Genomic DNA, 13,590 nt, shown 5'->3' on the forward strand with positions numbered 1-13,590 from the left:
ATGGACAGTAAACTGTTAGATTATTACAACCGCGAACTGGCCTATCTGCGTGAGATGGGCGCCGAGTTCGCCGAACAGTACCCGAAGGTCGCGGGCCGTCTCGGCATGCGCGGCATCGACGTGGCGGACCCTTATATCGAGCGTCTGATGGAGGGCTTCGCCTTCCTCACCTCGCGCGTGCAGCTGAAAATGGACGCCGAGTTCCCGCGCTTTTCTCAGCGCTTGCTGGAGATCATCTACCCCAACTACCTGTCGCCGACGCCGTCGATGGCGATCGCCGAGCTGCAGCCGGACAGCAGTAAAGGCGATATCAGCAACGGCTTCGTGGTGCCGCGCGGCACCATGATGGACAGCCAGACGCTGAAGAAAAGCGGCATTACCTGCAGTTACACCACGGCGCATGACGTCACGCTGCAGCCGGTGCGCATCGCCGGCGTCGAGCTGGGCGGCATTCCGGCCGATATTCCGCTGGCCTCGCTGGGGCTGCAGCACTGCGGCTGCGTCAGCGCGCTGCGCATTCGGCTCGAGTGCTACGAAAGCGTGACGCTCAACAACCTGCAGCTGGACCAATTGATGTTTTACCTGGCCGGGCCGGACATGCAGGCGCAGCAGCTGCTGGAGTTGCTGATGCAGCACAGCGTCGGGCTTGTCTGCCAAACGGTGGAGGCTCAGCCGCAGCGGCGGGCGCTGGCGTTGGATGGGCTGCGACAGGAAGGCTTTGCCGCCGATCAGGCGCTGCTGCCCAACGATCTGCGCAACTTCGAAGGCTACCGGCTGCTGCAAGAATATTTCGCCTTCCCGGCGCGCTTCCAGTTCTTCAGCGTCAACGGCCTGCGTCCGCTGTTGCAAAGCGTGCGCGAAGGGAAAAAGGCGCTGCGCCAGTTCGAAATCGTGGTGCTGCTCGATAGGCACGACGCCGCGCTGGAACGAGTGGTCGACGTTGCCCATTTGGCGCTGCACTGCACGCCGGTGATCAACCTGTTTCCGAAAGTGGCCGAACGCATCGCGATCAACGAAAAGAACCACGAATACCATCTGGTGGTCGACAATATCCGGCCGCTGGATTACGAAGTGTTTTCGGTGCAGCGGCTCGGCGGTAGCGCCAGCGAAAAACGCTACGAGCAAGAGTTTCGGCCGTTTTACAGCACCCTGAGCGCGGACGACGGCAACTATGGCGCCTACTTCTCGCTGCGGCGCGAACAGCGCACGCTGTCGGAACACGCCCGCCGCTACGGCACCCGCACCGGCTATGCCGGTTCGGAAGTGTTCGTATCGCTGGTGGACGAACGGCAGTCGCCGTGGCACAGCGATCTGAAATACCTCACCGCCGACGTGCTGTGCACCAGCCGCGACCTGCCGTTGATGCTGTTGCAGCAGGATCAGGGCAATTTCGTGATGCCCGATTCAATCCCGATCAAGCAGGTCTCGCTGCGCAAAGGCCCTACGCCGCCGCGTCCGGCGCTGGCCGAAGGGATGATCACCTGGCGGTTGATCAGTCAGCTGCAGCTGAATTACCTCAGCATGATGGACGGCGATCCGGAACAGGGCGCCGCCAGCCTGCGCCAGCTGCTGGGGCTGTACGGCAACCTGAGCGAGCCGGCGATCGCCAAACAGATCCAGGGCGTGCGCCACTGCAACCTGCGGCCGGTCTATCGGCGAGTGCCTGAACCCGGCCCCATCGTGTTCGCGCGCGGCATCGCCATCGATCTGACGGTCGATGAGCAGGCGTTCTCCGGCAACAGTCCTTACCTGCTCGGCAGCGTGCTGGAGCGCCTGTTCTCGCGCCTGGTGGCGATGAACACCTTCACCGAGATGACGCTCTCCAGCCAGCAGCGCGGCGAGATCGCCCACTGGCAGGCGCGCATGGGCAAAAGGACGCTGATATGAACGCGGAGATGATCGCCACCGAACTGGCGCCGCCGCAGATCAACGCGCTGTATCGCCTGCCGGACGACTTCTGGCCGCGGCTGCGCAGCGCGCCTTACAAGCACGATCTGTTTCAACTGCTGCGGCGCATCGACGCCCAGGGCGGCCAACCCTACCTGCTGGGGCGCGCGCCGCTGCCGCGCCACGAGATGCTGCGCCTGGGCCAGGAACCTTCGCTGTCGTTCGCGCCGTCCACGCTGGCGCAGGTGACGCCGCGCGCCAACAGCCCGCTGCACGACGTATCGATCTTCAGCTTCGGCCTGTTCGGCCCCAACGGGCCGCTGCCGCTGCACCTGACCGAATACGTGCGCGAACGGGTGTATCACCATCAGGACACCACCCTGCTGGCGTTCACCAATCTGTTCCATCACCGGCTGACGCTGCTGTTTTACCGCGCCTGGGCCGACGCGCAACCTACGGTGTCGCTGGATCGCCCCGACAACCGGCGCTTCGACGAGTACCTGTCGAGCCTGATCGGCATCGGCCAGCCGGCGCAGCAAGAGCGCGACAGCATCAACGCCCACGCTAAACATTTTATGGCCGGTCATCTGATTCGCCACAGCCGCGATCCGGAAGGCCTGAGCAAAATTTTGCAGCAGTATTTCAAGGTGCCGGTGCGCATCGTCGAAAACGTGCCGCACTGGCTGCGGGTGGAGCCGCGCGAGCAGGCGCGGCTCAAGGCCGGACGCGGCGCGCCGCGGCTCGGCGAGTCGGCCTTTCTCGGCATCGCGGTGCGGGATATCCAGCACAAGTTCCGCATCGAGCTGGGGCCGATGCCGCAGCAGGACTATGACCGCTTTCTGCCCGGCGCCGATCTGTGCCGGCAACTGCGCGACTGGGTGCGCCAATACCTGGGCATCGAGTTCGTCTGGGAAGTGCGCCTGATCCTGGCGAAGGAACAGGCGCACGGCATCCAGCTCGGCGGCGCGCAGCGATTGGGCCTGAGCAGTTGGCTGGCCGACCATCGGCGACAGCGCGATCTCGACGATCTGATCTTCAGCCCTGAACCGCTGGAAAACCCGTTCTGACCCTATTTCGGCCGGCGCCCTGCGGCGTCAGGCCACTCTGAGACCTGAGGAAAACCATGTCTGAAATCAGCCGCTCGGTATTATTCGGCAAACTGGATAGCCTGTTATTCACCTCTCTGGAAAGTGCGACGGCGTTTTGCAAGCTGCGCGGTAACCCCTACGTCGAATTGGCGCACTGGCTGCATCAGCTGATGCAATCGCCGGACGGCGATCTGCAGCAGATCGTTCGCCACTTCGCGCTGGACGAGGCGCAGCTGGCGCGCGACATCGTCGAGGCGCTCGATCGCCTGCCACGCGGCGCCAGCGCCATCTCCGATCTGTCCGAGCACATCGACAGCGCGGTAGAACGCGCCTGGGTCTATGGCTCATTGAAGTTCGGCGCGGCGCGCATCCGCGGCGGCCACCTGCTGCTCGGCATTCTGAAAACCTACAGCCTGCGCCACCTGCTGAAGGCCATTTCCCCGCAGTTCGAGCGCATCAACGCCGATCTGCTGATGGAACAGTTCGCCGCCATTACCGCTCACTCGGCGGAAAACGCCCAGGATGCGGCGGCGCAAAGCGGCGCCGAGCCCCTGCCCGGCGCGGCGCGCAGCGGTGAAAGCGTGCTGGAGCAGTATGCCCAGGATCTGACCGCCAGAGCGCGCAACGGCGAGATCGACCCGGTGGCCGGCCGCGATGAAGAGATCCGGCAAATCGTCGATATTCTGATGCGCCGCCGCCAGAACAACCCGCTGCTGACCGGCGAGGCCGGCGTCGGCAAAACCGCCGTGGTGGAAGGCCTGGCGCTGCGCATCGTGGCCGGCGACGTGCCGCCGCAGCTGCGCGACGTGAAGCTGTGCCTGCTGGACATCGGCATGCTGCAGGCCGGCGCCGGCGTCAAGGGCGAGTTTGAAAAACGGCTGCAGGCGGTGATCGACGAAGTGCAATCCAGCCCGACGCCGATCATCCTGTTTATCGACGAAATTCACACCCTGATCGGCGCCGGCGGCGCCCAGGGCACCGGCGACGCCGCCAACCTGCTGAAACCGGCATTGGCGCGCGGCCAACTGCGCACCATCGGCGCCACCACCTGGTCGGAATACAAGAAATACATCGAGAAGGATCCCGCGCTCACCCGCCGTTTCCAGGTGGTGCAGGTGCACGAACCGAGCGAAGACAAAGCGCTGCTGATGCTGCGCAGCACCGTCAGCCCGCTGGAGCAACACCACCGCGTGCTGCTGCTGGATGAAGCGGTGGACGCCGCGGTGCGGCTGTCCCATCGCTATATTCCGGCCCGCCAGTTGCCGGACAAGGCGGTGGCGCTGCTGGATACCGCCTGCGCGCGCGTGGCGGTCAGCCAACATGCCGAGCCCGCCCAGGTCGAAGACTGCCGCCACCGCATCGATGCGCTGCAGATAGAGTTGGATATCGCCCGTCGCGAGGCCAAGGTCGGCATCGGCGATCCCCTGCGCCCGCAGGAGATTGAAGCCCAATTGACCGCGCTGCGCCAGGAACTCGAACAGTTGACCGAGCGTTGGCAGCAGGAGCTGGCGCTGATCCAGCAGATCATCACGCTGCGCGCCCAACTGCACGCCCAAGAAGAGGCGAGCACCGACGAAGAGACGCAAACGCGCCCTGATGCCGACGCGCTGCGCGCCCAATTGGGCGAACTGCAGCAGCAGCTGAGCGCGCTGCAGGGCGAAGCGCCGCTGATCTTCGCCGCCGTCGACGCCAACATCGTGGCGGCGGTGGTGGCCGACTGGACCGGCATCCCGCTGGGCCGCATGGTGAAAAACGAGATTGAAGCGGTGCTGCAGCTCTCCGACACCCTGAATCAGCGCGTCATCGGCCAACGCCATGCGCTGGATCTGATCGCCCGCCGGGTGCGCACCTCACGAGCGCGGCTGGACGATCCGAACAAACCGGTCGGGGTATTCCTGCTGGCCGGGCCCTCCGGCGTCGGCAAAACCGAAACCGCGCTGGCGCTGGCGGAAACCCTGTACGGCGGCGAGCAGAACGTCATCACCATCAACATGAGCGAATTCCAGGAGTCGCACACCGTTTCGACGCTGAAAGGCGCGCCGCCCGGCTATGTCGGCTACGGCGAGGGCGGCGTGTTGACCGAGGCGGTTCGCCGCCGTCCTTACAGCGTGGTGCTGTTGGACGAGATCGAAAAGGCGCACCCGGACGTACATGAAATCTTCTTCCAGGTGTTCGACAAGGGCTGGATGGAGGACGGCGAAGGCCGTCATATCGATTTCCGCAACACCATCATCATCCTGACCTCCAACGTCGGCACCGATCTGATCGCCGGGTTGTGCAGCGATCCGGAGCTGCTGCCGGAGCCGGAGGCGCTGAGCGGTGCGCTGCGCCAACCGCTGCTGTCGGTGTTCCCGGCCGCCTTGCTCGGCCGCCTGCTGGTGGTGCCGTATTACCCGCTGACCGACGCCACGCTGGGCAACATCGTGCGCCTGCAATTGGGCCGCATTCAGCGTCGCCTGGCGGAGAATCACGACATCGTCTGCACCTTCGACGACGCGGTTATCGAGCAGATCGTCAGCCGCTGCACCGAGGTGGAGTCCGGCGGCCGCATGGTCGACGCTATCCTGACCAACACCCTGCTGCCGCAGATCAGCCACACCCTGCTGACCGGCAGCGCCAACGACCAGCGCTATCGCCAGCTGCATATCGCGCTGCAGAACAACGAATTCATTTGTCAATTTCAGGCATAACGCCGCGGCCGCCGAGACGGCGGCCCTTTGAACACAGAGAGTCATCACTATGTCGGGAACCGGGATAACCAAACCGAATTCGAACAGCCTGCCGAGCGGCTATCGATTCAATGAATTCGAGATCCAGGAAGCGATCGGCGAAGGCGGCTTCGGCATCGTCTACCGCGCCTACGATCACCAACTGGAACGTACCATCGCCATCAAGGAGTACATGCCAACCTCGCTGGCGAAACGCAACGACGATCTCAGCATCGGGCTGCGCGGCGAACGCTTCGGCAAAACTTTCCAGGCCGGGCTGAACAGCTTTATCCAGGAGGCGCGTCTGCTGGCGCGCTTCTCGCATCCCGGTCTGCTGCACGTGTTGCGCTTCTGGGAAGAGAACGGCACCGCCTATATGGGCACCCAGTTTTACAGCGGGACCACGCTGAAAAACCTGCAGGCGCAGCAGCCGGAGAAAATCGACGAGGCGTGGATCCGTCGGCTGCTGCCGCCGCTGTTCAGCGCCATCAACACCATCCATCAGGAAGGCTATCTGCACCGCGACATTTCGCTGGATAACATCCAGATCCAGGAGAGCCAGCTGCCGGTGCTGCTGGACTTCGGGTCGGCGCGCAAAGAGATCGGCAACCTGTCGGACGAAACGGAGATCATGCTCAAGCCGGGCTTCGCGCCGATCGAGCAGTACACCGAGAACAGCGACGGCGAACAAGGGCCGTGGACCGATATCTACGCGCTCGGCGCCGTGCTGCACACGCTGATCGTCGGTTCGCCGCCGCCGGTCAGCGTGGTGCGCAGCATCGAAGACAGCTACCAGCCGCTGACCGAGCGCCGCCCCGCCGGCTACTCGCCGGAGCTGCTGCGCACCGTCGATCGCGCGCTGGCGCTGAAGCCGGAAGACCGCCCGCAGACCATCGACGAAATGGCCGAGCTGTTGCATCTGCCGATCGCCGATGAAAACGAAATCATCAGCACCCCGGCCGCCGCGCCGGAGAACTTGCTGGTCGCCGCCAACCCGGCCGCCGCTGCGGCCGCAGCCGGCACCGTTACCGCGCGCGGCACCCAATTCTCGCGCCCGATGATGGCCGGCGCCGGCGTCGCCGCGCTGCTGGTGATCGGCGCGATCGCCTGGCTGAGCGGCGGCAAGGACGATGCCCAGGCCGTCGCTCAAAACAGCGAGGCGTCACCGGCGCAGAAAACCCTGACGCAGCAGCCGAGCGCGCCGCAAACCGCGCAGCCTGCGGCGGCGGAACCTGAAAAAGCGGCGCCGCCGGCGCAACCGGTGGCGTTGGTGTACTTCAAACTGCAACCGGGTGAGCAGGTCAGCCTCGACGGCAAGCCGCAGCAGGTGACGCCGGGCGAAAACGGCTTCGCCAGCCTGAACCTGGCGCCGGGCCGCTATCAGCTGGAGATCCGTCACAACGATCGGCTCCGCCGCCAGCAGCTCAGCATCGACACCGCCGGCACCTGGCTGGTCAACCCGGCCACTGCCGGCTAATCCCGTTCTGAAACTCCGCCTCGGCGGGGTTTCCCCTATTTCATGAGACTGACGAGCAACTGCCCCCTCATTGGCCGCGCGGCAAGGCCGCTGCAACGCCGGAGTATGCAGGGCATGACGTCAATCACAGAGGACGTTCTCATGTTGGATCGCATTATTGCGCACACGCCGCTGGGCCAGGAGCAACTGCTGTTTCGCTCGCTGGACGGTATCGAAGCGCTTTCCACTCCTTTCGACTTCTCTATTGAATTGCTGAGCACCGACGCGCGCCTCGATCGCAAAGCGCTGCTCGGCCAACCGCTGACGCTGGAAATTCCGACCCAGGGCTTTCTCAGCGCCCCGCGTTACCTGAACGGTAAGATCACCGCCATCGCCGTCAGCAGCGAAGAGATCGGCGGCACGCGCTACGCGGTGTACAACCTGCACGTGCAGCCGGATCTGTGGCCGATGACCAAAGACCGCAATTTCCGCATCTTCCAGGAACAGACGGTGCCGCAGATCGTCAAGACCCTGCTGGCGGAGCACAACGTGCAGTTGGAAGATCAGCTGACCGGCGACTATCGCCTGTGGGGCTACTGCGTGCAGTACAACGAAAGCAGCTTCAACTTCATCAGCCGCCTGATGGAGCAGGAGGGCATCTATTACTATTTCAAACATGAAATGGGCAAACACACGCTGGTGCTCGGGGACGCCCCCCACCATCACCAGCCCTATCCCGGCTATGAGATGATCCCCTACCACCTGACGCCGTCGGGCGGCAGCACCAGCGAGGAAGGTATCAGCCAGTGGACGTTGTCCGATCGCGTCACGCCGGGCATCTACAGCCTGGACGACTACGATTTCCGCAAACCGAACGCCTGGCTGTTCCAGGCGCGGCAAAACCCGGTCTCGCCGACGCCGGGACAAATCGACGTTTACGACTGGCCGGGCCGCTATACCGAGCATCAGCAGGGGGAGTTCTACGCCCGCGTGCGCCAGGAAGCCTGGCAGGCCGAGCATCAACAGATCCGAGGTACCGCCACCGCCATGGGCATCGCCCCCGGCAGTACCTTCACGCTGTATAACGCCCCGCATGCCGACGACAATCGCGAATATCTGACGCTGCAGGCCAGCTACCATCTGAAAGAGAATCGCTACGCCAGCGGCGACGATCAGAGCAGCGAACACCGCATCGACTTCATCGTCCTGCCGGCGGACGTGCCCTGGCACCCGCCGCAGCAGGCCACCTGGCCGAAAACCCACGGACCGCAGACCGCCCGGGTGGTCGGCCCGGCCGGCGAATCGATTTGGACCGACAAATACGGCCGTATCAAGGTGAAGTTCCACTGGGATCGCTTCGGGCCGAAAGACGACGGCAGCTCCTGCTGGGTGCGCGTCTCCAGCGCCTGGGCCGGCCAAGGCTACGGCGGCGTGCAGATCCCGCGCGTGAACGACGAAGTGGTGGTGGACTTTATCAACGGCGATCCGGATCGGCCGATCGTCACCGGGCGCGTCTATAACGAAGCCAGCATGCCGCCGTGGGCGCTGCCGGCCGCCGCCACCCAGATGGGCTTTATGAGCCGCACCAAGGACGGCACCGCCGACAACGCCAACGCCCTGCGTTTCGAAGACAAGGCCGGCGCCGAACAGGTGTGGATCCAGGCGGAGCGCAACATGGACACCCAGGTGAAAAACGATGAAAGCCACACCATCGCTAACGATCACACGCATCTGGTGGGCGGTAACCAGATCAAACGGGTGGTGCTCAATCAGGCGACCGGCGTCAAAGGTGAATCCTCCGCGCTGACCGGCAAAACGCGCAGCGACGCCGTGGTCAATGCCTTTACCCTCGGCTCCGGCGAATCGCTGCGGCTCGAGTGCGGCGAAAGCGTGATCGAACTGCTGGCGGACGGCCAAATCAACATCACCGGCACCAGTTTCAATATCACGGTAAAAGAGGATGGCGCGATCAACACCGGCGGCCAGCTGGATCTCAACCAGCCTGGCGGCGCCGCACGCACCGCCGCACCGGGCGGTGGCCATCAGGCGGCAATCCAGAGCGCCGTCGATCAGCTGTTCCCTAAAGAGTAGGTAATTTGTTCGCCGGGAAAGCCGGTTAACGCCGCCCCTCGGGCGGCAGTACCGGCAAAAATGCCGTCCGCTGTAACCCCTTTTGGCAAGGAGATTAATAGGCTGGCGGCAAAATCACTGACGTTAAGCCAACACAACGGGCTGAATCGATATCCCCTATCGATTCAGCCTTCTTTATCATTTCCCCTTCACCACTTTTTCACCGTCTGGTAAATCTCGAGGTCGAAATAGCCGTCGGCCTCGCAATCGTTGAGATAGTGTTCATAGCTCACCCCCTCAACCGGCTGATAGCCGCTGGCCGGCAGCAGCTTCTGGTAAAACTCGCCCCATACCCGTTCGAAATCGCCATCGCTGATGCGTACGCGGTAAACCGCGTACTGCCCAGCGGGCAGCGTCTGCACGGTCATACCCGCGCTGCCCGTCGGCAGCGCGAAATCGTCCGCCACGCTCATCACCACGTCGGCGCGCAGCTTTTCCGGCGCCACTTCTGCCGGATCGTCCCAGTACAACACCAGCCATTTGCCGAACGGCACGTCGTGACGCTGCCGCCATGCCAGCAGTTGCTGCGAACCCTGCGGGATGGTCTGTGGATACGGCCCCACCACTCTTACCCCCACCACCTTCTCCGCCGCCTTATCGATAATCCTCACGCTCATCGCCCTTCCCCCTCACAGTGTCTCAGGCACCGATTTCGGTACGCACGTCCAGCAGTTCGGGGAAAAAGGTCAGATCCAACGCCTTTTTCAGGAAACTGACGCCGCTGGAACCGCCGGTGCCCGACTTAAAGCCGATGATCCGCTCCACCGTTTTCATATGGCGGAAGCGCCACAGATGGAAACTCTCTTCGATATCCACCAGCTTCTCCGCCATTTCATACGCTTCCCAATAGGTCTGCGGGTTGTCGTAGATCACTTTGAACGCCGGCAGCAGATCCGGGTTGCGCTGATAGGGCTGCGTCCAGTCGCGCTTGAGGCACTCCTGCGGGATCGGCAAACCGTGGCGCGCCAGGTACAGCAAGTATTCGTCGTACAGGCTCGGCGCTTCGAGGATCGCCTTCAGCGCCGCGTGTTTTTCCGCATCGCTGCTGAACACCGCCAGCATGGCGGCGTTCTTGTTGCCGAGCAGAAACTCGATCGAACGGTATTGATGCGACTGGAAGCCCGACGAACTGCCCAACACATCGCGAAACTCGACGTATTCCGACGGCGTCAGCGTTTCCAGCACCGCCCACTGTTCGAACAGCAGCCGCTGGATCTGTTTGACGCGCGCGAGAATTTTGAAACAGTGGCTGAGTTTGTCCTGCTGCACCAGCCGCAGCGCCGCCTGTAGCTCGTGCAGCATCAGCTTCATCCACAGTTCGGAGGTTTGGTGCTGTATCACGAACAGCATTTCGTCATGATGCGCCGGGTTGGAGAGCGGGTGCTGGCAGTCCAGCAGTTGGTCCAGGCACAGGTAGTCGCCATAGCTCATGCGTTTGGAAAAATCGGTGACAATCGCGCTTTCTAATTCCCGTTTGTTCATCTGTGATCTCCGTTGCGCCCAGCGCCCCATCGGCCTGGAACGTGCCGCAAAGAGAAAACAATAGTACAGAACCCGCCGCCCCGAAGTGCGATAAACGAGAGATGCTTCGCAGATCTCACTCATCCGCGTCACCCCATGGCCGCCGCCCTTTGCTGTTTAGTAAACAACCAGCCCTGCGCCTGACGACTCTCACAAATGCGCGATCCCGTGCGGGTTTCGCCCCGGTTGCGGCTTGCCTGCGCCCGCCTTCCCTTATAGATTGCAGGCTAACGGCAGGCAGCAAGGGATCGGCAAATGGCAAATATTCGTGATGTCGCGCGGTTGGCCGGCGTGTCCATCAGCAGCGTGTCGAACCTGCTGAATAATCGCAGCCACCAGATGAGCGCACAGACCCGTCAGCGCATCGAACAGGCGATGGACACCCTGGGCTATCGTCCGGCGCGCACCGCAGTGAACCTCGCGCCACAGGCGAAGATCATCGGCCTGCTGCTGCCGTCGATCGTTAACCCGAGTTTTTCGGCGCTGGCGCACGCCGTCGACAGCGCGGCGCGCGCTCACCGCTACCGCGTCTTGCTCGGCAACGCCTACAGGCAGGAACAGGAGGAAGCCGCGTTTATCGACGATATGTTTCTGCATGGCGTGCGCGGCATCATCGTGGCGGCGAGCGACATCCGCCAGACCCATTTTGTCCGGGCGGCCGAGCGGGGCATGAAGATCGTCAGCTATGACAGCCCGTTCGCCGAGCCGATGGCCGCCGACAGCCGGTTGTTCGACAGCGTGTCGATGGACAATCTCGCCGCCGGGCGTCTGGCCGCGCAGCACCTGCTCGAACGCGGCTGCCGACATATCGTGTTCGCCACCGAAGCGGCGCTGACCGTGGGGCGCAGCCACAAGATCGACGGTTTTCTGAGTGCGCTGGGGCACAACTTGAGCGAACGCCAACGGGTGATCGAAGGCAAAGCCACCAGCGCCTACGGCGACACGGAGATGTTCGAATTGGGGCTGACGCTGGCATCCCGCATCCTCGCGCTGACGCCGCGCCCGGACGGCATCGTGGCGATTAACGATGCGCTGGGCATCGGGCTGATGGTGGGGCTGCGCGCCGCCGGCGTCCAGGTGCCAGCAGAGATTTCGGTGGTCGGCATCGACAATATCGCGCTTGCCGGCCTGGCCGAACCGGGGTTGACGTCGATCGGCCCGCCGCTGGCCGAGATGGCGCAGCTGATGGTCGAACGCCTGATCGGCCGCATCAACAATGATTCACAACCGCCCGGCGAGTTTCTCTTCCCGCCGACGGTCATCAGCCGGCGTTCCGTCAAAACCGCCGGTTAATTCGGTAAAAACGGCTTACCCAGGCGATGCGCAGATAGCATCGTCCGGCTCGCCGCAGCCAAAATCAGAAAAAACAGCGTCGTCGCACTAAATAAACGGCGCGACGCTTTATGCACGCAACGTCGTTATTCAGCATGCCGCTCATGACTTTGGGCCGGGCCGCTATTATTCCGATTAACCACATGGGAAAAACCATGATGAAAAAAACAATGCCAAAGGATATTGAACGCAGTGCCATCAGGAAATTGACGCTGCATATTGTCCCCCTAATGATCTTGTTGTATTTCCTGGCCTTTCTCGACCGCAACAATATGGCCTACGCCGCCAAAGCGTTGGAAGATAATCTGGGATTGACCGCCTCGGCTTTCGGCTTCGCTTCCGGAATTTTCTTTATCGGCTATTTCCTGTTTGAAATACCCAGCAACGCCGGCACCATTAAATTCGGCCCGCGCATCTGGTTCGCCAGAATATTAATTTCCTGGGGCATCTTCGCGACCCTGCTCGGTTTTGTGCGCACGCCGCTGGAGCTGTATATTTGCCGTTTTATGCTGGGCGTGTGCGAGGCCGGTTTCTTTCCCTCGGTGGTGTATTACTTCACGGTCTTCTTCCCGGAAAAATACCGCACCAAAATTCTCGGCATGTTCATCATCGTCCAGCCGCTGTCTAACGCGGTCGGCTCGCCGATTTCCGGCTTTATTCTCAATATTCAGCATGACTGGTTCGGCTTCGCCCCCTGGCAGCTGCTGTTCATCCTCGAAGGGCTGCCGCCGATCGTCATCGGCCTGCTGATCCCCTTCCTGATCAAGAACTCGCCCAAGGACGTCGGTTATCTGAACGTGGAGGAAAAAGCCTGGCTGATGAGCAACGCCGGCCGCTCCAAATCCGGCTCAAAAATCACGCTGGGCGACTTCCTCAAGGGCATTAAAAACAGAAAGTACCTGCTCTACGCGCTGCTCAACTTCGGCATGGTATGCGGCATTTACGGCTTCGGCACCTGGCTGCCGTCGATCATCAGCGCCATTTCCGGCAGCGATATCTTTCGCGTCAGCCTGCTGGCGCTCATTCCCTACGGCCTGGCCGCGCTGCTGGTGTATCCGTGGAGCCTGTGGGCCAGCAAAACCAAAAAGCTCGGCGTGTTCGCCGGCCTCAGCATGGTGATCGCCGCCATCGGCCTGATGGGCGCGGTGACATTTTTTAAATACGACCCGTTCGTCGCGCTGTCATTCCTGTGCATTGCCGCCATCGGCATCTACACCGCCGTGCCGCCGTTCTTATCCATGCCCGCCAATATCTCCACCGGCGCGGCCGCGGCCGCCGGGCTGGCGGTGGTGAGCTGCATCGGCAATATCGGCGGTTTCGTCGCCCCCTATGCGGTGGGCGTGCTGAACGATCTGACCGGCAGCAGCGCGCCGGGGCTGTTTTTCCTGGCCTCGTGCCTGCTGGCGACCGGTTTGATCTGCATTTTCTACTGCGCCAAACAGCGTGAAGGCGTCATCAATTCTTAACG

General features: G+C 62.6%; 9 protein-coding genes. 7 read left to right on the plus strand and 2 right to left on the minus strand.

The features are described 5' to 3' along the window. From tssF to ACP3TA_RS20965, 5 genes are all read left to right on the plus strand, one after another. The gene (tssF, locus tag ACP3TA_RS20945) at positions 1-1,887 is read left to right on the plus strand and encodes a type VI secretion system baseplate subunit TssF (protein WP_426784420.1); all 1,887 of its coding nucleotides are present in this window, start codon (positions 1-3) and stop codon (positions 1,885-1,887) included. Then, positions 1,884-2,954 carry a type VI secretion system baseplate subunit TssG gene (gene tssG, locus ACP3TA_RS20950; protein WP_060660567.1) on the plus strand — a complete coding sequence of 357 codons (1,071 nt, stop codon included), beginning with the start codon at positions 1,884-1,886 and terminating at the stop codon, positions 2,952-2,954. Before tssF ends, tssG begins: the two co-directional genes overlap by 4 nt. A 56-nt stretch (positions 2,955-3,010) precedes the next feature. Next, positions 3,011-5,665: a type VI secretion system ATPase TssH gene (gene tssH, locus ACP3TA_RS20955; RefSeq protein ID WP_089194899.1), complete on the plus strand. Its 2,655-nt coding sequence runs from the start codon at positions 3,011-3,013 to the stop codon at positions 5,663-5,665. A gap of 49 nt (positions 5,666-5,714) precedes the next feature. After that, positions 5,715-7,160, plus strand: a complete 1,446-nt coding sequence (locus ACP3TA_RS20960; protein WP_033643565.1) for a serine/threonine protein kinase — start codon at positions 5,715-5,717, stop codon at positions 7,158-7,160. Positions 7,161-7,301: 141 nt separating this feature from the next. Then, positions 7,302-9,230 carry a type VI secretion system Vgr family protein gene (locus tag ACP3TA_RS20965; RefSeq protein WP_042784895.1) on the plus strand — a complete coding sequence of 643 codons (1,929 nt, stop codon included), beginning with the start codon at positions 7,302-7,304 and terminating at the stop codon, positions 9,228-9,230. Between the two features lie 188 nt (positions 9,231-9,418). Here the strand turns inward: ACP3TA_RS20965 and sbmC are convergent, their stop codons facing one another. Both sbmC and kynA read right to left on the minus strand, forming a co-directional pair. Further along, the gene (sbmC, locus tag ACP3TA_RS20970) at positions 9,419-9,886 is read right to left on the minus strand and encodes a DNA gyrase inhibitor SbmC (protein ID WP_033643568.1); all 468 of its coding nucleotides are present in this window, start codon (positions 9,884-9,886) and stop codon (positions 9,419-9,421) included. Positions 9,887-9,908: 22 nt separating this feature from the next. Then, positions 9,909-10,751 carry a tryptophan 2,3-dioxygenase gene (gene kynA / locus ACP3TA_RS20975; RefSeq protein ID WP_046687354.1) on the minus strand — a complete coding sequence of 281 codons (843 nt, stop codon included), beginning with the start codon at positions 10,749-10,751 and terminating at the stop codon, positions 9,909-9,911. Between the two features lie 294 nt (positions 10,752-11,045). Here kynA and ACP3TA_RS20980 point away from each other — a divergent pair, with 294 nt between their 5' ends. Both ACP3TA_RS20980 and ACP3TA_RS20985 read left to right on the plus strand, forming a co-directional pair. Next, positions 11,046-12,083, plus strand: a complete 1,038-nt coding sequence (locus tag ACP3TA_RS20980; RefSeq protein ID WP_033643570.1) for a LacI family DNA-binding transcriptional regulator — start codon at positions 11,046-11,048, stop codon at positions 12,081-12,083. Positions 12,084-12,352: 269 nt separating this feature from the next. After that, entirely contained in the window at positions 12,353-13,588 is a 1,236-nt protein-coding gene (locus ACP3TA_RS20985; RefSeq protein ID WP_226772921.1) for an MFS transporter, read from the plus strand. Positions 13,589-13,590 lie beyond the last annotated feature (2 nt).

The sequence above is a fragment of the Serratia sp. 2C06 genome (genome assembly GCF_050037615.1).
In the GTDB taxonomy this organism is placed as follows: domain Bacteria; phylum Pseudomonadota; class Gammaproteobacteria; order Enterobacterales; family Enterobacteriaceae; genus Serratia; species Serratia ureilytica.